Annotated in this window: 6 protein-coding genes; 4 read left to right on the top strand and 2 right to left on the bottom strand. The window is 42.9% G+C overall.

The features are described 5' to 3' along the window. Both RMX89_RS13230 and RMX89_RS13225 read right to left on the bottom strand, forming a co-directional pair. Entirely contained in the window at positions 1–10926 is a 10926-nt protein-coding gene (locus RMX89_RS13230; RefSeq protein ID WP_322689248.1) for a non-ribosomal peptide synthetase, read from the bottom strand. After that, complete coding sequence (locus RMX89_RS13225) at positions 10923–17654, bottom strand: type I polyketide synthase (protein ID WP_322689247.1); 6732 nt, start codon at positions 17652–17654, stop codon at positions 10923–10925. The genes RMX89_RS13230 and RMX89_RS13225 overlap by 4 nt, the downstream gene beginning before the upstream one ends. A gap of 914 nt (positions 17655–18568) precedes the next feature. On the opposite strand from RMX89_RS13225, the gene RMX89_RS13220 reads away from it, so the two are divergent. The 4 genes from RMX89_RS13220 to RMX89_RS13205 all read left to right on the top strand — a co-directional run. Further along, positions 18569–20275, top strand: a complete 1707-nt coding sequence (locus RMX89_RS13220) for a CheR family methyltransferase (protein ID WP_322689246.1) — start codon at positions 18569–18571, stop codon at positions 20273–20275. After that, complete coding sequence (locus RMX89_RS13215; RefSeq protein ID WP_322689245.1) at positions 20265–21326, top strand: chemotaxis protein CheW; 1062 nt, start codon at positions 20265–20267, stop codon at positions 21324–21326. The genes RMX89_RS13220 and RMX89_RS13215 overlap by 11 nt, the downstream gene beginning before the upstream one ends. A gap of 527 nt (positions 21327–21853) precedes the next feature. Further along, on the top strand, positions 21854–23311 hold the full coding sequence (locus RMX89_RS13210) for a methyl-accepting chemotaxis protein (RefSeq protein ID WP_322689244.1): 1458 nt from the start codon (positions 21854–21856) through the stop codon (positions 23309–23311). Continuing rightward, the coding region (locus tag RMX89_RS13205; protein WP_322689294.1) for a hypothetical protein at positions 23277–23463 on the top strand (187 nt) is incomplete at its 3' end. The genes RMX89_RS13210 and RMX89_RS13205, both read left to right, overlap by 35 nt.

Below are 23463 nucleotides of genomic sequence, written 5' to 3'. Positions count from 1 at the left end.
TTACCTTTTCCTCTGAGAACGATATTGTTGCCTGGATTCCAATTGTTGTTTTCTTAAAGACTTAACTTCGTTATGAGATTGAGTCCGATAATTATTTTGTTTTGTGGGTTCTTCTTGATAAGACTTAGTATTTAAGTATTGGCTCAAACTATGTATGGTTGGGTAATTAAACATATCAACTATTGACAGTTCCAGCCCCAATTCTTCTTGTAATTCGTGATTAATTTTTACCAGTAGTAACGAATGACCTCCTAGCTCAAAGAAATTATTGTAGATTCCTACCTTTTCTACTGCTAATGCTTTTTGCCAAATGCCAGCAATGATGCTTTCTACTTCTGTATTTGGCATTACATAATCTGATAGTTCCTGTTGTAAATCTGGAGCAGGCAAAGCACGACGGTCTACTTTGCCGTTGGGTGTCAGAGGTAAAGACTCCAGCATCACAAAAACATTTGGAATCATATACCCAGGCAGTTTATTAGAAAGGAATTGCCGCAGTTCGCTCGTTGTGAGTGTACTTCGACTTACCTCGGCTCCGGCTCCATCGAGCAAAGTCGAGATGCTCGGCACAAGTCGCTCAGTACAAGTTATGTCTTTTTGCGGCACTACGTAAGCGACTAAACGCTTACTTCGACCTCGCTCAGTACAAGTATTACCTGGAGTTTCTTCACGAGCAATGATACAACATATCTGCACATCACTATGTTGGCTCAGTGCTGCTTCAATTTCTCCTATCTCGATGCGGAAGCCCCGAATTTTTACCTGATTGTCAATGCGCCCTATGTATTCGATATTACCATCTGGTAGATAACGCGCCAAATCCCCAGTTTTATAGAGACGACCAGTACCAAAGGGGTTAGTAATGAATTTTTCCTGGGTTAGTTCGGGACGGTTGAGGTAGCCTCTTGCTAACCCCACACCACCAATGTGTAGTTCCCCTGGTACACCCACAGGTACGGGTTGCAAATACTCGTCTAAAATATGAATCTGTGTGTTAGCGATCGCTTTACCTATAGATATTTTCTCATCGTCATCAGTGCATTTTGCGTTCGCCTTCGGCGTAGCTTTGCAAATCGTGGCGCAGACACTAGCTTCTGTCGGGCCGTAGGCGTTGAAGAAGTTTCTACCTACAGACCATTGCTTAATTAATTCCGCAGAACAAGCTTCTCCAGCTACGATGATTGTTTGCAGTGTCGGCAGTTCTTCACTAGGCATCACTGCTAACGCCGATGGTGGTAGGGTAATGTGGGTAATGCCATAATTGCGTAATTGCTCAATTAATGGCTTACCTGGCAATAGAGAATCTTTTGTTCCCAGATACAGCGTTGCACCCGATCCCAAAGCCATCACTACTTCCCAGATAGAAGCATCAAAACTGAAGGAAGCAAACTGGAGAATGCGGCTATGACAGTCTACGCTAAAAGTCTGAATCTGAGCTTGAGTTAAGTTGCATAGTCCTTTATGCTCAACCATCACACCTTTAGGTTTACCTGTTGAGCCAGAAGTATAAATAACATTAGCTAAATGAAAGGCTTTAACTCCACTGGTTGGGTTATCTTGATTGTTTTGCTCAATTTTTTTCCATACCTCATCCAAACAGACAAGGTTTGCTCGATGCTCAGGGAGTCTATCAATAAGTCGCTGTTGAGTCAGCAGCACCGAAACTTGAGCATCTTCCAACATGAAACGCAAACGCTCAGTCGGATAATCTGGGTCAAGTGGTAGGTATGCTCCGCCTGCCTTGAGAATCCCCAACAGTCCTATCAGCATCTCTAAAGAACGCTCTACACAAATACCCACCAACACATCTGGCTTCACACCCAATGAACGCAGGTAATGAGCCAATTGATTAGCACGACAATTCAACTGCTTATAAGTCAGTTGTTCACTGCCAAACACCACAGCCACAGCATCGGGGGTACGCTGAACTTGCTCCTCAAACAACTGATGGATACACTTATCTTGAGGATAGTCCGCCTGAGTGGAGTTCCATTCAACTAATAACTGATGCTGTTCAACTTGTGTAAGCAAAGGTAATTGGGAAATTTGTTGCTGTGGATTAGCAACAATACTTTCGAGCAAGGTCACAAAATGACCAGTCATTCGCTTAATGGTGCGCTCATCAAACAAGTCAGTGTTATATTGCCACCACCCAACCAGTCCAGTAGTGGTGTTTTCTATTAATAAAGACACATCAAACTTAGCAGTTATTCCTTCTACTATTAATGGATTGACAGTTAACTCAGCAAAATCTACTTGCTGCATCGGTGCATTCTGGAGGGAAAACGCCACTTGGAACAGTGGTGCATGACTGAGATCCCTCTCTGGTCGTAATATTTCCACTAGCATTTCAAATGGCAAGTCTTGATGAGTATAAGCTCCTAAAGCCATTTCCCGAACACGAGTGAGTAATTCGCTAAAGCTCGGATTACCTGCCAAATTGGTACGCATCACTAAGGTATTGACAAAAAAGCCAATTAACCCTTCTATTTCAGAGCGATCGCGGTTCGCAATAGGAGACCCCACCAAAATATCTTCTTGCCCTGTGTAGCGGTAAAGTAGGATATCATAAGCTGCCAAGAGCGTCATGAACAAGGTAGTTCCTTGCTCCTGGCTCAGTTTTGTTAGTCTATTAGTCAACTCAACTGATAGTGTAAACTGTAGATTTGCGCCATTGAATGTCTGCACAGCAGGTCTTGGTCGGTCTGTAGGCAGTGATAATAAAGCTGGTGCATCTTTGAGTTGTTGTTGCCAGTAACTTAGTTGGCTTTGCAGTACATCTCCTTGCAACCAATCTTTCTGCCATAAGGCGAAATCTGCATACTGAATCGGCAATGGTGTTAAGGATGACGGCTTACCTTGAGAATAAGCATCGTACAGCATCGCTAGTTCTTGAACAAACACATCCATTGACCAGCCATCAGAGACTATGTGGTGCATACACACTAATAAGGCGTGTTCTGTCTGCGACAGCACAAGTAACTTCGCCCTAACTAATGGTTCAGTTGCTAGGTTAAAAGATTGAATAGCTTGTTGTTGCACTAATTGCTGTAAAGAACTTTCTTGCTCGATTGTAGGTAAATGCGTTAAATCAACAACTGATACTATTCCCTGTTCCCTAATAACTTGAGTTGGTTGCCCATCAACAATGACGAAGTTGGTGCGTAAAGCTTCGTGGCGATGAATAATTTCTTGCAAACTTTGTTCCAAAGCAGCCCGATTGAGATTTCCCGTTAGACGCAAAGCTAAGGGTATGTTGTATAAAGCACTATTCGGCTCTAACTGGTCTAAAAACCATAGCCTTGTTTGGGCATAAGACAGAGGTAATTCTGCGTTACTTGCTCTTGGTAAGATGGGTGATGCTGTTAGTTCTAAGTCTTGTACTGAGCGAAGTCGAAGTATTTGTTGCTGCAACGGTTGAATGTTTTGGGACAACTCTGCAACTGTTGGTGCAGCAAATAAGCTACGCAATGGTAATTCTACTTTAAAAATGTTGCGAATGCGTGAAAGCAGTTGCGTTACTAGTAGTGAGTGTCCCCCAAGTTCAAAGAAGTTGTCATGTATGCCGACTTTTTCTACTTTCAGCACTTGCGCCCACATTTGTGTCAGTATTTCTTCAATTGGCGTGCGTGGAGCTACATATTTTTCTAGCAGTGTGCTGTTGAAGTCTGGTTTTGGTAAAACACGGCGGTCTACTTTGCCGTTGACAGTCAAGGGTAAGGATTCCAGCAGCACAAAAGCACTTGGCACCATGTAAGTAGGTAGCTTCTTTTGTAGAAAGCGGCGAACCTCACTGACTAATAAACTCGAATTGCTCCAGGTCGGTTGCATAAGATTGCAGACTAACTTGCTTCTCTGCTCCTCTGGTTGGTACTGCTTTAGAGATGATCGTCTGGCATAGATATTGTAGAGTCCAGTATCTTCTAGTAAAGCATCCTGCTCAATAGTTAGGTCGAACTCACGTTCTTTTAGCAGAGCTACAATCTCCTCCAACCTACCATTGGTGTTATGAACTTCTACAACTATCTGCTGGATCTTTTGCCAATCTTCTTGCTGGATGCCAGAAAGCACATCCTGCTCACTTTTCTCCACGTCGATTTTCAGCAAATCGATCCTTTCAACGCCATGTTCAGCAATCACATCAGAAATTGTTCTTAACTGACAAATGAATTGCTGACTCTGCAATCGTTCTGCTAACAGTTCATCAATTGCCCGATCGGAGATTTCTGGATCGTTTAATACAATACTTTGTTGTTTAAGCAAAAAGGATTTGATCGTCTCTCGCTCTTGAGTAGCATCAGCAAAGCACCCGGAAATCACAGAAACCTGGGGATAATATGTAAACGTGTCAGTTTTTGTCTCGCTGGAAAGACCAAGATTAAACAGTTTGACATTTAAGCCATAGCTCTGGGAATTTATGCGTAGCACGTCAAAAACAGGCGGAATTGGCTCAAATGCGTAAATAGAAACATCTTTACATATTTGACCCGCGAAGAGTGCGAACATACCGATATTGGCACCCACATCAAAGATACAATCGCCTTCATTGATAGTGATGTCATGTTTTAAATAAGCCTGTTCTTCCCAAACTTCTTTGTAGACGAATTCTGTCTCGTTTTTATTGAGGTGGGCAATCATCATGCCATTCGGCAATTCATAGAGTAACCCGTCACTAAGCAGACCTTTATTTTTAAAACGAAGTATTTGTAAAATTGGAAAAGCATAGTTTTGGTCGGGGACAATATATGCTACCAGACGTTTATTGTCAGGATCGTCCTCTTGGAGGATTACCACAGTTTCGCCTACAGCCAGATGTTGTGTTAAGGCTGCCTCAATTTCTCCCAACTCAATGCGGAAGCCCCGAATCTTAACTTGATTGTCGATACGTCCTAAATACTCTAACTCGCCATTGGGCAAATACCGCGTTAAGTCCCCTGTTTTGTATAGTCGCGCTTGAGGATTGTTGCTAAAAGGATGAGAGATAAACCGTTGTCGTGTCAGTTCAGGACGATTCAAATAACCGCGTGTCACCCCTTTCCCACCAACGTACATTTCACCAGGAACGCCAATCGGTAATGGCTGTTTGTATTCATTTAGTACATACACCTCAAGGTCAGGTATCGGACGACCAATCACACTGGCTGTGCCATTTAAATCGGCTTTGCTCAAGGGACGATAGGTGACGTGTACGGTGGTTTCTGTAATCCCGTACATATTCACTAATTGAGGTCTTGTGTCCCCGTGACGTTCAAACCAAGGCTGTAAACTCCTGATTTCTAAGGCTTCACCACCAAAAATTACCAAGCGTAAGTTCAATTTTCCAGCAGTTATTCCTGACTGTTCTGCTTGAATTAACTGGTAAAAAGCGGAAGGCGTTTGGTTTAGAACTGTGACTTTTTCTTCACACAATAACTGATAGAAAGATTCAGGCGATCGCGTTACCAAGTAAGGCACAACTACCAGTCGTCCACCATACAGCAGTGCGCCCCAAATTTCCCACACAGAGAAATCGAAAGCATAAGAGTGGAACATTGTCCAGACATCATCTTGATTGAAGTGATACCAAGAATTTGTCGCGGCAAATAAGCGAACTACATTTGAGTGGTTGACTAAAACGCCCTTGGGCTTACCTGTGGAACCGGAAGTGTAAATGACGTATGCTAGGTTATCGGGTGTTACAGTGTTACCCAAATTTGACTCTTTATTTTGAGCAATTTTTTCCCAATCGGAGTCTAAGCAGACGATACGCGCCTGATGTTTGAGCAGAGATTCTACTAATTGCTGTTGGGTTAACAGTACTGAAAGTTGAGCGTCTTCTAACATAAAGCTCAAACGTTCTTGGGGATATACTGGGTCAAGCGGCACATAAGCACCACCTGCCTTGAGAATCCCAAGCAGTCCTACCACCATCTCTAAAGAGCGTTCTACAGACAACCCCACTAGTACATCTGCTCCTACACCCAATGATTTAAGGTAGTGCGCTAACTGGTTTGCACGACAATTCAACTGGTGGTAAGTGAGTTGTTGATGGTCAAACACCACTGCTATGGCATCTGGAGTACGTTCTACCTGCTCCTCAAATAATTGATGGACACACTTATCTATTGGATAATCAACCTGTGTATCATTCCACTCAACGAGTAACTGCCGTTGTTCAGGTTGTGTCAACAATGGTAATTGTGAAATTCGCTCCTCTGGATTTGCCACAATTCCTGCAAGCAACGTCACAAAATGACCCGTTATTCGCTCAATGGTGCTGGCATCAAACAAATCAGTGTTGTACTCCCACAACCCTACCAGTCCAGTGGCAGTGTTCTGGATGATTAAAGTTAAATCAACCCTTGCTGTTGTGCCTTTTATGGGCAATGGACTGACTGTTAGCCCAGCCATATCTACTCCAGACATGACCGCATTCTCAAGTGTAAACATCACTTGGAACAATGGTGTATGGCTAAGATTCCGTTCTGGCTGCAATGCTTCAACTAGCATTTCAAATGGCAAATCCTGATGAGCGTAGGCATCCATTGCCATTTCGCGGACACGACCAAGTAATTCGCTAAAGCTCGGATTGCCTGCCAGATTAGTACGCATCACTAAAGGGTTGACAAAAAAGCCAATTAACCCTTCAATTTCAGAGCGATCGCGGTTCGCAATGGGAGATCCCACCAAAATATCTTCTTGCCTTGTGTAGCGGTAAAGTAAGATATCATAAGCTGCCAACAGTGTCATAAACAGAGTACAACCTTGCTCTTGGCTCAGTTTTGTCAGCCTATGACTTAACTCTACTGAGAGTGTAAATTCTTGAGTTGCGCCAGCGAAAGTCTGCACCGCAGGTCTTGGTCGGTCTGTTGGTAGGGACAATAAAGCTGGTGCTGAAGCTAGTTGCTGTTGCCAGTAATTTAGTTGGCGTTGCAGTACATTCCCTTGCAGCCACTGTCTCTGCCAAATTGCGAAATCTGCATACTGTAAAGTCAGTGGTACTAATGGAGAGGGACGACCTTGAGCATAAGCATTGTACAGCGCTGCTAACTCAGAGACGAATATACTCATTGACCAGCCATCAGAGACAACATGGTGCATACACATTAACAATATGTGTTCTGTCTCGGACAGCACTACTAATGTTGCCCTAATTAATGCTCCCTGGCTCAAGTCAAACGGTTCAATAGTGTTTTGTTGAACTAACTTTTGTGTGGCTATTGCTTGTTCTGTTGCAGATAAATGCTGACACTCAACAACTGAAACTTTCCAATTCGTTTCTGTTTGAATAATTTGAGTTGGTTGTTCGTTAACTGTAATGAAGTTGGTGCGTAAGGCTTCGTGGCGATGAATAATCTCTTGTAAGCTTTGTTCTAGACCAGCTCGATTGAGATTTCCCACTAGGCGCAAAGCTATAGGAATATTATAGAAGGGGCTGTTTGGCTCGAACTGGTCTAAAAACCACAGACGCTGTTGAGCATAAGACAGTGGTAATTCTGCATCCTTTGTCCTTGGTAAAATAGGCGGCGAAGTTAGTTCTAAGTCTTGTACTGAGCGACTTGTGCCGAGCGGAGCCGAGGTAAGTCGAAGTATTTGTTGCTGTAACTGCCCAATTGATTGGGCTAATTCAGCTACTGTCGCTCTTGCAAATAACTCACGTAATGCCAGTTCTACTTTAAAGCTGGTACGAATGCGTAAAAGCAGTTGAGTTGCTAGTAGCGAGTGTCCCCCTAGTTCAAAGAAGTTATCATGTATCCCTACCTGCTCTACTTTTAGGACTTCTGCCCAAATCTGTGCCAGCATTTCTTCCATTGGAGTGCGCGGGGCGACAAATTTTTCTAGCAGTGTGCTGTCTAATTCTGGTTTTGGCAGGGCGCGACGATCTACTTTACCGTTAGAGGTCAGGGGTAAGGATTCTAAGAGCACAAAAGCACTGGGTACCATGTACTCTGGGAGCTTTGCCTTTAAAAACTGACGCAGTTCTGGGACTGTGGGAGATTGTTCCACCTGCGGCACTACATAAGCAACTAAACGTTTGTCGCCCGGTTCATCCTCTTGCACCAACACCACACTTTCCCAAATGGCAGGGTGAGAAGCCAGTAATGTCTCAATTTCTCCCAACTCAATGCGGAAACCGCGAATCTTGACTTGATTATCAATGCGTCCTAAATACTCTAAATCGCCATTAGGCAAATACCGTGCTAAGTCCCCGGTTTTATATAATTTTGACTGATTAAATACGTTAGAAATAAACCTTTGTTTCGTCAATTCTGGACGATTGAGATAACCACGCGTCACTCCAGCGCCACCCACATACATTTCACCCCTGACACCAATTGGCACTGGCTGAAAATATTCATCTAATATATACACCTGAAGATCGGGTATCGGACGACCAATAACACTAGCACTGTGATTTAAATCAGCTTTGCTCAGTGGGCGATAAGTGACGTGTACAGTTGTCTCCGTAATCCCGTACATATTCACTAATTGCGGTAAAGTGTCGCCGTGTCTGTCAAACCAAGGCTGTAAGCTCTTGATTTCTAAAGCTTCACCACCGAAAATCACTAAGCGTAGATTCAATTCCCCAGCAGTTATTCCTGACTGTTCAGCTTGAATTAATTGGCGGAAGGCCGAAGGCGTTTGATTGAGAACTGTAACTTTTTCAGTACACAATAACTGATAAAACGATTCAGGCGATCGCGTCACTAAATACGGAACTACTACCAGTCGCCCACCATACAGCAATGCGCCCCAAATTTCCCACACGGAAAAGTCGAATGCATAAGAGTGGAACATTGTCCACACATCATCTTGACTAAAGTGATACCAAGAATCTGTGGCTGCAAACAGACGCACTACATTTGAGTGATTGACTAAAACGCCCTTGGGTTTGCCTGTGGAACCTGAAGTGTAGATGATGTATGCTAGGTTCTCGCCTGTTGCGGTGTTATCCAGATTTGATTCGCACTCTTGAGCAACTTTTTCCCAGTCGCTGTCTAAGCAAACAAGATGCGCCTGATGTTGAGGAATAGAGTCTACTAATTGCTGTTGAGTTAATATCACCTTAACTTGAGCGTCTTCTAACATAAAGCTTAAACGCTCAGTTGGATACTCTGGGTCAAGTGGTAGGTATGCACCACCTGTCTTAAGAATACCTAGTATTCCCACAATGGTGTAGAGCGTTCGCTCCACACACAAACCAACCAAGGTATCTGATTTTACACCTAATGAGCGCAAGTAATGTGCCAACTGGTTAGCGCGACAGTTCAACTGGTGATAGGTGAGTTGTTGATTTTCAAATACAACTGCTACTGCATCAGGGGTACACACTACCTGTTCTTCAAACAACTGATGGATACATTTATTCTGGTGATACTCCACCTGTGTGTTGTTCCATTCGGCGAGTAACTGTTGCTGCTCAGGTTGTGTCAACAAGGGTAATTGCGAAATATTTTGCTGTGGATTTGCTACAATCCCTTCAAGCAATGTCACAAAATGCCCCGCCATCCGCTCGATAGTACTGGCATCAAAAAGGTCAGTGTTGTACTTGAAAATTCCAGCTAAAGAAGAATTTCCTTCTGCAATCGTCAGATTTAGATCGAACTGACCATCCATCTGGGGTACTTCAAAAGGTTTGAGTTTTACTACTTCTTTATCTACTTCACCTCCTAACCAAAGTTGTTGCGTATGCTCAAACTGCCGCAAGTTCTGGAGAAGGAAGTTAAATACAGCCTGAAAAATAGGAGAGCGGCTCAGATCGCGCTGTGGCTGCAATCGCTCTACCAGTAGAGCAAAAGGAAAATCTTGATGCGCTATAGCTTCTGATACTGTTCTTCCAACTTGAATCAGAAACTCTTGAAAACTGGGATTTCCTGACAAACTCGCCCTTATGACCACAGGATCGACAAAATAGCCAACTAGCGGCATAAATTCAGGTTGAGTTCTACCTGAAGTGGGAGCGCCGACGAGAATATCCTCTTGTCCCGTATAACGATACAAGAGAACCTGAAATGCAGCTAGTAGAACTATGTATTGAGATATGCCTTCTGTTTGAGCTAACCTTTTGAGTTCTTCTGTGAGTTTTTGAGGTATTTTGAAATTATAAGAAGCGCCGTTGTAGGTTTGTATGGGTGGTCTTGGTCTATCTATTGGCAAGTTAAGTACAGGTAATTTTCCTGCCAGTTTTTGCTGCCAATAGTTCCAAAGTTTTTCTCCTTGAACACTGGTTAATAATTCTCTTTGCCAACGAACGTAATCTATATAAGAGTGATCCAAAGGAATAAGAGTTGGCTGAACACCTGACTCTAATGCAACATAGACCGTTATCAACTCTTCTATTATTAATAGAATAGACCAAGCATCAACAGCAATATGATGTACGGTCATTAACAATATATGTTCTTGCTGTGAGCGAGTGAACAAACGTACTCGCATCATTGAGTCGTTTTCGATGTTGAAGGGTTGTTGGTGTTCTTGAAGAACTCCTTCCTCCAAATCCTGTTCTCTCCAGTCACAGGAATTTATCTGTTGAAAGTCTGTGAACTGAGTTTGATGAATCTGCTGAACAACATTATTACCTTGCTTAAAAAATTTACTACGCAACTGCGGATGGCGGTCAAAAATAACTTGGAAACTTTTTTGTAAAGTCCTAACATTTACAGGAGAACATATACGGCACGCAAAGGATACGTTATAGGCAGAACTTTCAGGTGCTAGTTGCCACAAAAACCACAGTGCTTGTTGACCGTAGGACAGAGGATAAATATTTAAAATATCTGGGCGATCGCGCAGTAAATCTAAAATTTCAGTTTTATGTTGTTGGAGTTGAGCAATTACATCAGGAGTCAACAAACTTTCAGAACCATCTATTAGTAATTTTTCTCCATCATGGCTCAACTCAAGTCCTTTAAAAGAAAGCTCTTGTAAAAATTCTAATAAATTCATAACTCTATCCTAATTTTCTTGCTATTTTTGATATTTCCTATTTGAGGTAGCTCATTATTATGCTGAATTCCTTTAGCAGATTCGTTATCAGAATCTAAACCTAGTTCTTGTATTAAATAATTAGTTAGCAACTCTACATTAGGATACTCAAAAACTAAATTTATTGGCAAAGAACATTTTAAAGTCTTTTGCAAATGATTTTTCAAGTCTAAAGAAGTTAGCGAATCCATACCTAGCTCGAAAAACTTTTTGTGTAAATCTATTGGTTCTGATTGCCAACCGAGGACTTTGGCTACTGCTGAACAAATATGATCGTGCAAAATTTTTCGACCTTTGGTAATATTTGTTGTCTTTAATTGTTCAACCAAATCATGTTGCACAACCACAGTTTTTACTGAAGTTTCGAGAAAGTTAGCAAACAACGGCGAAACTGAAGCTGATTTTTCCAAAAACTGCACCCAATTAATGGGTATAACTGCAACTTGGGTAGAGGATTGATACAGTAATTTATCGAGAGCAGCTAATCCCTGTTCTGGGGTAAATGTTCCAATACCCCGCGTTTTTGTTTGCTCATCTAGTTGACGCTGTGCAAAGGCTCCTATTTGCGACCAAGCTCCCCAGTTAATGCTCAAACCTGGTAGTCCCTGAGCCTGGCGATGATACGCTAAAGCATCAAGAAAAGCATTGGCTGCTGCATGATTGGATTGACCTGGATTACCAATTAAAGAAGCTATAGAAGAAAACATCACAAAGAAGTCTAAATCCTGCTTCTGAGTTAAAGTATGCAGATGCCAAGCTCCTTGTACCTTTGGAGCCAAAACTTTTGCAAAGCGTTGCCAGTTCTGTTGTTGTATGACGCCATCATCCAAAATACCAACAGAATGAATAATTCCTCGCAGTGGTGGTAAAGTTTGCTCAATTTCTCTTAGTAATTTTGCGATTTGTTCGATATCAGACACATCTGCCTGAACAACTTTTACTTGAGCGCCAGCTTGTTCTAATTCTTGAAGTTGTTCATTAACAGCAAGACTTGCAGGACTACGCCCAACTAGCACCAAATGTCTTGCTCCCTGCTGTACCATCCAATGAGCTACCAATAAACCCAAACCACCCATACCGCCAGTTATCAGGTAGGTACTATCCTCACGGAACCTTAGCGGCTTGTGTGCTGCTGTTTCTATATCGTCTTTAGACTGCTGGTAACGAACTAATCTGGCGACATAACGTAGGCGATCTCTGAAGGCAACGTGGTCTTCTTTTATGGGAAACCACATTTCTTCAAATAAGGCTTGCATCACTTCAGCATCTACTTTTGGAGACAAATCTACTTGCACACAGTTGAGTTCTGGATGTTCTGTAGCAATTACCCTTGCCATTCCCCACAAGCTTGATTGAGCTACTCCTTCTAGGTTGGTAATTGCCACTGCTTCTTGAGTTACTAACCAGAGACGAGGATGAGTCAAGAAATTAACCCCTGTTAATGCCTGGACTAAATGCAGAGTGCTTCCACACCCTAGCAAAGATGCCGTAGTTAAATCGGCTGTGGTGAGTTCTGCGGCTTTAACTGTATCTAAACTCCAGCAATGAACGACACCATACAAAGGCAAGGTGCTATTAATTGCCTGCAATAACTTTTGATAATGTTGTGGATCGCTTGGGTTAATTTTGAACTGTTGTGGCGCTAATTGTTCATATTCCTCGCCAGCGAACACCAATGTACAAACTTGTGAGTGAGTATCTAGCTTTTGTGCTAACTGTTGCGCTATACCTAACCGATCTGCGAATAACAGCCAATGTTTTGGCTCAATTTGTACTGGCTCATTTGGCGGTACTACTTGTGCCAGCATCACCATTGCTGAAGACTGTTGAGATGGTGATAGATTAACTGTGCTTGTAAACCCAGTTTCTTGCAATATTTTTTGCCATTGAGCAGCACTAATCAAGGGATAGTCTGGACGCAATTGCAAATCGTTAAATCGCCACCATCCTGGAGTTAAGCCAAAGATTAAGTCTACCCAACGCTGACGTTGAGTTGTTTCCAATAAAATTAATATGCCCTGTGGTGCTAATAATTGCTTGGTGTGCTTGAGGGTTTGTTGCAAATCTTGGGTAGCGTGTAAGACATTGGCAGCCACAATTACATCATATTGATGCTTTTCAAATCCTTGGCTTAAGGGGTCTTTTTCAATGTCTAATACTTGATATTTTACAAATGGAAAATCCTGAAATTTCTCTTGGGCTTTTTGGGTAAAAGAGATACCAATATCACTGAAATGATATTGAGTTTGTTCTCCGGGTAAATGTGGTAGTAGGTAAGCAGTTGTTCCACCAGTTCCAGCACCAATTTCTAATATTCTTAATCCGCGTCCAGTTGGTAAATGCTCGACAATTGAGACTAGGGTTTGTTGGGCTAAGATATTCGTCACCTTTGTCAATGGCGAATTCTCATATAACTGGGCTGTAGTTGAGTCGTTTTCGGGAAAAAGCAATTGCAATGGGTCACATTCGCCCCGTAGAACTTGGGCTAATGATGCGCCGCAACGTCCTAGTAGGATGAATTCAGCATTTGCTATTGGATATTGAGTTAATAGGGTATTTAATTTAGCTTGCGGATCGCTAACTTCTGGCTGGCGAATAACTTGCCACTCAAAAGCTTTTGCCTCTAACACCCCTACTTCGGCTAACATCTCTAACAGTCGCTTGAATAGCCTTTGGTGTTGGCTGATTATACCTAATTGGTTAGCGATCGCATCTGTAGTGAAGCATTGCCCTAGCTGCGGTTTCCACCCCATTGCTATCAAGGCTTGCAGCACATAGCCAATACTGAGTGCTTCTAGCTCTCTGACTGCTGCTTCATAAAATTCTAGCTGTGGTTCAGCCATCAATTGAGAATGTTGTGGCTGAAGTTTACGACTAATTTCTGCAATTGCTGGCAGATAATCTGGAGACAGCTGCTCATTGCTAAAGCGCACTTGAGGTTGCCACTCTACTTTATATAGCCAATTCTCTAAAGAATTTTCTTTAAAGTCTCGCTGGAGACTTTGTAATAAAGTGTTAGGAGTTGCTTTTTTAGCCTCAAAACCTTTGATGTCTGCAATCAACTGTCCGTTAGCGTCAAAAAGTTTAATATCTGCTAATAGCTTGTTGCTATTAGAGTTATCTAACTGCCGTTGCATTGCATGACACCATAACTGCTGATTTTGAGGACGTTGGTAAAACCGGAAACTCTCAATTGCAGAGGGTACAAAAGTGTCTTCGCTAGGAAAGAAAGTGTTGATTAGTTGCAAGCAAGAGTCCAAAAGCCCTGGATATAATTGATACTTTTCTAAACCGTCTACTACTGAAATCCATTTGAGCTTGCCTAAAGCTTCTCCTTCTTTCCACCAGACCGAATCAAGCCACTGGAAGCTGACACCATATTGAATCTGTCGCTTTTGCCAACTTTGGTAAATTTCCCCAGCAGTGATTTGTTGAGTACAGCGTGTCTGTATCTCTTGGAGTAAGACGGTTTCTGGTGTAGTATTAACGCCTTTCGTGATTTTTCCTGTGGCATGGACTAACCACTCACTTACTTGATTACTTGCGTTGGAGACTGTATCAAAGCTGATGAGTTTGAAAGATGCGTCACTCGCCTCTGGAGAAAGTACCAGTTGTACTGTGCGGACTTCGCCTTCAGGGACGACCAATGCCTGGGGGAAAACTATATTTTCTAACAGACAGGACTCACTGGCGAAAGTCAAATCTGCTGCACCCAATAGCAAGGAGAGATGACAGGCTCCAGGTACAACAATTTGGTTATAAACTTGATGATCTAATAAAAACGGTAGGGTTTGAGTACTGAATTCAGACTCAAACACGATTTCTTTGCTTAAGGGTAACTGGAGTTTTTTGTCTAATAATGGGTGCAGCTTTGTCGAGTTTCGTTGCTGTTGATGGCGACGCGGAGTATTCTCAATCCAATAGCGCTGCCTTTGAAATGGATAAGTGGGTAATGTAACTTTCTTGCGGGAATAGTCACGGTCAAACCCTGACCAATCTATTGCCATTCCGCCTACGTATAACTCACCCAAACTAGAAAGCAGTTGTTGCCATTCTGGTACTCCCGGACGCAGAGAAGGCAACCATGAACCCACGCCTTCAGGCAAGCACTCACGCCCCATACCCAACAAAATGGGTTTAGGCCCAACCTCCAAAAAGACTTCATACCCAAGCTGATGTAATGTCTGCATACTATCGGCAAACCGCACTGTTTGCCGGATGTGAGTCACCCAGTATTGAGCATTGGCGATATTCTCGTCAGCAAGTTTTCCGGTGACATTAGAGACTAATGGTATCTGGGGTTGCTTGTAGGTTATTTGACTAGCTACTTGCTCAAACTCCTTCAACATGGGTGTCATCAACGGAGAATGGAAAGCGTGGGATACTTGTAAGCGCTTGGTTTTTACCCCCTGTATTGAAAGTTGCTGACAAATAGCAGCAATGTCTTCACTGGCTCCAGATATAACTACACTTTTGGGGCCGTTGATAGCAGCGATGCCTACGGCGGGCTTCTCTACGAGACGCTGCGCGAACGCCAACGCCACTGTGTCGTTAAATGGTGCTATAACTTTCCGTACTCTCTCCTCACAAGCCATCAGTGAAACCATCTCGCCACCAGAAGGCAACTGCTGCATCAACTGTCCGCGATAGGCAATGAGTTTGAGTCCATCTTCTAAGCTAAAAACGCCAGCCACACAAGCAGCAACATATTCACCTACGCTATGACCTAGTACTACATTTGGCTCAATGCCCCAAGATTTCCATAGTTGATACAGAGCATATTCAATAGCAAACAACGCTGGTTGGGTATAGGCGGTTCGATCCAGTAAATGCTCAAAAGCTTCTTGGCTAGGATACAGTACCTCTAACAGAGAATGCTCCAGATAAGGACGGAGAATTTCATCGCACTGCTCTATAGTTTGGCGGAATATGGGTTGGTGATCGTAGAGTTGGCGACCCATGTTGATATACTGGGAGCCTTGGCCAGTAAACAAGAAAGCTATTTTTGCTGGCTGTTTGCTTAGTTGACGACTAATTAAGCCTGCGGTGTCTTTCCCAGATGCAAAAGCAGTGAGTCGATCGATTAACTGCTCTCTAGAGTCCGCCACAATAGCAAGACGGTGGTTAAAATGCGATCGCCCAGTGTTGGCAGTGTAACAAATATCTGTTAGCGGTATCTTTAAATCGGAGCTTCTTAAATAAATTTGATATTCTTTTGCCAGTTCTTTTAAAGCGCGATCGGTTTTTGCCGAAAGTGTCATCAAGTGGCTTGGACGCTCAATTTTCGTAGCCAGCGTTTCTTCTGACACTGGTGACTCTTCTAGGATTACATGGGCATTAACACCCCCAAAACCAAAGGAACTTACACCTGCTCGTCTAGGAATAATTTTTCCTTTTTTTGTCTTTAAATGTTGCCAGTCTTCTGTTTCTTTAACTATATAAAATGGACTACCATCTAACTTAATTCGGGGGTTTAATTCCTGAAAATTATTTATTCCTGGCAATTTTTTATATTTCATTGCCAATAAGATTTTTATGACTCCAGCAATACCTGCTGCTGATTCTAAATGTCCAATATTTGTTTTTACCGAACCTAATCCACAATAGTTTTCTGTAGTGGGTTCAATAGCATAGTGCTGATACAGTTGTGTATATGCCCGTTTTAAACCATTAATTTCAATTGGGTCGCCTAATGGCGTACCTGTTCCATGAGCTTCTATATAAGATACAGTATCAGGTTGAATATTTGCTTTTATATATGCGGCTCTCACAACTTTTGATTGGGAATAAGCATTAGGAGAAGTTAAAGTTCGGGCATGACCACCATGATTTATGGCGCTTCCTTTAACTATTCCATAAATATAATTTTTATCTTCAACTGCTTTTTTTAAAGGTTTTAATAAAATGACACCTGCGCCTTCACCTCGCACATAACCATCTGCTTTGGCATCAAAGGCTTTGCATTTGCCTTCAGGTGATAACATCCCCAATTTGCTGAAAGATATATAGCTAGTTGGTGTACACAATACACTGACACCACCAACTAATGCCATTTCACATTCATTTTGATTAAGCGCATTTACAGCTTGATGAATTGCCACAAGTGAGCTAGAACAAGCAGTGTCTACAGGAATACTAGGGCCATGAAAGTTGAAAAAATAGGAAATTCGATTAGGGATAATACAAGTATATGTACCTGTAGAATTATATCCTTCAATGACTTCGCCCTTATCTTGTAATTCTTTATAATCGAAATTACAAACGCCAATAAAAACACCAACATTATTTCCTGATAATTCTAATGGTGAATAGCCAGCATCTTCAATGCATGACCAACTCAGTTCTAGCATCAACCTTTGTTGGGGGTCTATTCGATTAGCTTCACGAGCTGATGTCTGAAAAAAATTTGCGTCAAATTTATCTATATCTTCGATAAATCCTCCCCATTTGCTATTACTTGTATTAGGAATTTCAATATTTGAAGAATAAAAATTCTCAAGATTCCAACGCTCTTGAGGTATCTCTGTTATACTATCCGTTCCTTGTTCTAGATTTTTCCAAAACTCGTTATAATTGTTTGCTCCTGGAAACCTACACGCCATACCAACGATGGCGATCGCCTCTGTTTGAATGTTAAACGATGACAAATCACGATCAAAATTATCTATTATTTCAGTCTCATTGTTCATCTTTAAATTTTAATAAATATTGGTTTAATTATTTAATTACTTATACTTCAAAATATCAGTTTTATAAAGGAAATGCAATGGACAATTAAGACACCTAAGTGGACAATTAAGACACCTAAGTGGACAGTTAAGACACCTAAGTGGACAGTTAAGACAGTTAAGCGGAAAGTTAAGACAGTTAAGACACTTAAGCGGAAAGTTAAGACAGTTAAAAATTTAATAAATAATAATTATTAGCGGGCGTCGTATAATATTAAGTATGAATTGAGGCTCTATACTTTCAGTAGTCCGATAAAAAATATCCTACATATGTGTAAGCACGGGAGACAGTGCAATCGCCACTCCTGCGCAGTGACGCTCCTGCATGGCTAACGCTCAGGAGAAAGGAGAAACCCTTCCACATGGCTGGCTCGACTTGACGATCCAGCAGTTACTTTCAGAGCTTCTCCGACTTTCCCTTTTTAATTCGTTCATAAAACCCAATACTGCTTAATAAATTTTATACTAACTTCTAGATTAAAATTAATTATAGATTTAATTAATACAGCGTATTAATATTTTGTTATAGATATTTTTTGAAGTAATCCTCAAACTACGCGCCCATAAACCCTTTGAAGTATCTCATCAGGGTTAATTGTCATGTTTTATCAGTACTGCTAATGTTAATAAAATAACTTTAGGCTGAAATATGTATTTTAGCGATCGCTTGTTTTTTGCCTGACCTCACAAAATCGCGTTGCTCCCGGGAGTGAGGTCAGTCACGACAACTTGCTCAAGGCAGTGAAAGTCTGTAGATGCATTCTCCGTATTTACTTATCTTTACATAGTTTGGTTTTTTCGCGCCGACTTACTAAATCCAAATCAAGAGATTGAAATGGGAAACCTAAGCGTATTGGCTCGAAAATTATATAGTGATGAATCAAACGCTCGGCGATCGCCCCATTTTATTTGAATCCAATTCTCAACACAGTGATGACTTTATTTTGTTACAGATGGTCGATCTGATTGCTGATACATTCGGCATTCACATCAAACCACAGTATCAAGATAGATTAAAGAAAAATCTTTTAACTCGCATCCGGGCGCTAGGATTATGCTCACTCAATGATTACTATCAGTTCTTGGTAGCAAATCAATTAGTTCCTGGTGCGAAAGAGTGGCAAGAACTAATCTCTTTACTCACTGTCACTGAAACTTATTTTTTTCGGGATCAGGGGCAGATGTCGCTGCTCAAAAATCAGCTGCTCCCAGAGTTAATCGAGCGCAAACGGGAGCTTAGTTTAACTCAGTACAACGCTGCTAATGGAGAATTTTCTCGGCCGACATTACGGCTTTGGAGTGCCGGGTGTTCGACTGGTGAAGAAGCTTACTCACTTGCCATTCTAGTGAAAGAACTAATCCCTGACAATCAGACATGGGACATTCTGATTTTAGGCACAGATATTAATCAACCCGCGATCGCCCTGGCTCAACAAGGAATTTACAGCGATTGGTCTTTTCGGACAACCACTGAAGAAATCAAAAATCGCTACTTTCGCTCCCACAAAAAAGGTTGGAAAATCGATCCTGCTATTCAAGCAATGGTTACATTTCAACCTGGAAACCTGATGCAGGATAACTTTCTTGCTTACGCGTCTAGCATTCACGATTTCGATTTGATTATTTGCCGCAATGTGTTTATTTATTTTGACTTCGACGCGATCGCACAAATTATAAGCAAGTTTTACTGCTCTCTGACACCAGGAGGTTTTCTGCTCACAGGCCACACGGAATTATACGGACAAAAAACTGAACCGTTTCAAATCAAAAATTTTCCCCAATCTGCGGTTTATCAAAGACATACCTCACTCGACGAGCAGAGCAAAGTCTTGAATACCATAACACCTGCTGCCATTGAGAGCAGAGAAACCGAAATTTCTTCCCCCTCTCTCACGGTTTGGTTAACAAAGTTATCTGTTGAGGCGAGCAGGGGGAGAACAGAAGCAGAGGAAGAGAAATTGCTTAATATTAATAACTCTCTTCCCTCCCCTGCCTCCCCTGCACCCCCTGCCTTCCCTGCTTATCCGAACCATCCCTCTCTCCCAAGCTTGGAGACAGGCTTCGACGTGAGCGCAAATACTCAAAATCTTTTAGATGCAGCCAAGGAATCGCTAATTCAAGAAGCTTATGCCGATGTCATTCAAATAGCCCAACAAGTGATTGCTCTTGCCCCCCAAGACTTTCAGGCATATTGTTTGATGGCAGAAGCTTACGCAAATTTTGGCGATTACTCCCAGGCGAATCAGGCGTGTCAGCAGGCACTCCAGATCAGCCCATTGGCGATCGAACCCTATCATTTGTTGGCTCAAATTGCCGAAGAGCAAGGAGATTGCGACAGTGCCAAATTATTTTTAAAACGTATTATTTATCTCGCTCCTAATTCTGTTACTGCTCACCTGGAATTGGGTTCTATATACGAACGAGAGGGAAATGAAAAACAGGCTCAAAAAACCTGGCGATCGCTTCTAGAAATTTTGCAAAATCTACCCCAACAAGCGATCAATTCCCATAACCAGCAAACCACTGCTGAACTAAAAGCACACGTTCTTAAGCACTTAAATTCAACTAGTTATGAACCATGAATCTTATTTAATGTTTAAACTCAATAACTCACGCTATGGCATTCCGGCTACAGCCGTGCAAGAACTCTTCTTTCTGCCAGAAGTGACTGCGATCGCCAAAACTTCCAGCACAATTTTAGGCGTGATTAACCTGCGAGGGAAGTTTCTCCCCGTGATGGATTTATATCGCCATTTAGAACAAGCGCGTCCCCCTTTTCAATTGACTGACAGCATGATTGTCGTGGAGTGGCAAACTCAACGAATCGGAATCATCGTCAATCAAGTGGATAGCGTACAAGCGATCGCACCCGATCGGATCGCTGCCAATGTTTGCGATCGAGCGAAAGAGAGTTTGCCGGATAGATTGGTGGCTGGCATTGCCAATGTTGAGGAGGGCATCGTTACATTGCTCAATCCCGAACTGTTGGTGGAACACGCCTTTATAGAGACTGTTTTCAATCTAAATTCTGATTTTAACAACGGCTCAGTCAATGATGCACTAAAACATTCCTCTGATTCAGCCCTAAATCAGGGCTTATACGCTCATTTTGATTCGCAAGAGCGACAGATTTTGCAAGAGCGAACTGAAACTCTGCGGTGTTCGGTTGATGACGAAGATTCGGCGTCGCTTTTACCTCTAGCGGTTGTGGGGTTGGCGGGTGAGTACTTTGGGTTTGGCTTGGAAACGGTGCATGAGTTTACCGATATTCACAAGATTACCCCGATTCCCTGCTGTCCGCCGCACATTGTTGGCAACATCAACTTGCGGGGCGAAATTGTCACCTTAATTAACATCAATAATGTAGTCGATCTGCCCATAAATGAGGTGCGTTCGCATCAGCAAGCCGTTGTCGTGCGTCTGGAGCAACGAGTGGCGGGCATTGCCGTAGATGACATTTTTGATGTGACGTATATTCATCCCTCCCAAATGATCGCGGCTCCAATTGCCCTGCATTCTGCCAAAGACGACTATCTCCAGGGTGTCGCACCTTATCGCGATCGGATGATGAGCATCATCAATTTATCTAAATTGCTCACCTCTGAGGTGTTAGTTGTCAATGAAGAAGTCTAAGAGGATGTTTGAAAAGTCCTCTTGTTGGTATCGAAAAGTTATAGATCCCCCTAAATCCCCCGATAAATTGGGGGACTTTGATTCCAGTTCCCCCCTTAAAAAGGCTACCGTGTACACACAAGTTATCGAATTACTACCAGTTCTCGAATTACCCCACCCTAACCCTCCCCTTGTAAAGGGGAGGGAACCGGATTTTTCTTGTTTCCCCCCTTTACAAGGGGGGACTAAGGGGGGTAATTCGACTTGTGTGTACACCGTAGCCTTTTTAAGGGGGGTTAGGGGGGATCTAAACGTGCTTAAAATCACAGCAAAACACTTTTCAAACAACCTCTAACGCTTATAAATCTAGGGTTAGGTTTTGTTCTACAGATTATCAATGAGATTCGCAGCAAACTCGCAGAGATAACGCAGTCGATATACAGAATGTTGTGCAATCTTCCGTTGATTCAAAAGTCCGATCGCAAAGATTACAAATGATAGAAATATTGGGAAATCCTTGAACTCATTCATTCACAACAGATAACAAGATGCAAAGTAAGCGAAATTGGAAACTGAGATACTGGATTATGGGCAGCTATGGAGTTCCCATTCTGGCGTTGATAATTTCTGCGGGGCTGATATTTATTAATATCAACCTGGTGAGTCAGCGATCGCAAGATTTAGTTTCTTCCTATAACGTTAATTCAGCGATTAATGCCCTTGCCACGAATGTGCAGAGCGGTTCTAAGTCAGTTCGGGGCTATTTGTTAGAAAAAAATCAGACATCTTTTGACGAATACCAAAAATCTCAAAGAAGCTTCAACGAGCTTTTGTCAAAGCTAATGTCGCTTGCCAGAACAGAGCAAGAGCAACAGTCATTAACCAGGCTAGAGGGACTGCTGAATAATTTAATGCTTGTCGAGGATGATTTGATTGGCAAAGTGAATCAAGGTAAGGTTCAGGAAGCTGTTGAAACCTGGAGTCACGAAAATGCTCGCAGTATGGTCGATCGCCTGACAAGTGCGATCGATGAAGTTCAGCGCCGAGAAGACCAGAATGTAATTTTGGCTGCCAAGGAACAACAAGCAGCGCTCGATACGCTCAAGCTCACAATTCTGTCTGCGACTGGACTTTCCTTGCTGTTGTCGGTTTTGACTGGCATCTGGGTAATTAGCCGCACTGCTCGACGGATAAATGAATCAGCCAGTGCGATCGCTACCTCAACGGCTGAAATTGCCGCCACAATCGAGCAACAAGAGCGCACTGCCAACCAACAGGCAGCCTCGGTCAGCGAAACTACCACTACAATGGACGAACTCAGCGCCTCTGCTCAACAGTCTGCCCAGCAAGCATCCACTGCCTCAACCAGCGCTCAACAGGTCTTAAATTTGGCAGATCAAGGCAATCAATCACTGAACCGCACCCTGGAAGGAATGGCAGCCTTGAGCCACAGAGTCAGTGCGGTAGCAGACCAAATGCTGCGCCTGAACGAACAAACCAAGCAAATTGGCAATATTTCCGGGTTGGTGAGCGACTTAGCAAATCAAACCAATATGCTAGCGCTAAATGCGGCAGTAGAAGCAGTCCGGGCAGGGGAACAGGGGAAGGGCTTTGCAATCGTCGCCGCCGAAATTCGCAAACTGGCAGATCGGAGTAAGCGATCGGCTGAAAAAATTAATGTGCTGGTGAATGATATTCAATCCGCCATTAACTCAACCGTTGTGATGACAGATGAAAGTACAAAAACTGCTCAACAGGGGGCGGCAATAACTAAGCAGACAGTGGAAGTCTTTATCAGTGTCACCGATGCCGTCAACCGGATGGTGTTGAATATTCAGCAAATCTCGCTAAACGCTAGCCAGCAATCCATTGCGGTTCAGCAAATTTTACAAGCAATGAATGCACTCAATAACTCTGCTAGAGAGACAGCGATCGGCATCAGTCAGACTCGCGTTAGCACTCAGCAACTCAATGATGCAGCTTATAAGCTACAGAGTGTTGTGTAATCAGGGGCAGGGGGCAGGGGGCAGGGGGCAGGGGGCAGGGGGCAGGGGGCAGGGGAGCAGGGGAGCAGGGGAGCAGGGGAGCAGGGGAGCAGGGCAGGGGAGCAGGGGAGCAGGGGGCAGGGGAGCAGGGGAGCAGGGGAGCAGGGGAGCAG

This window comes from Nostoc sp. DedSLP04 (assembly GCF_034530775.1).
GTDB lineage: Bacteria > Cyanobacteriota > Cyanobacteriia > Cyanobacteriales > Nostocaceae > Nostoc.
This window is presented reverse-complemented; position numbering and strand designations above follow the sequence as displayed.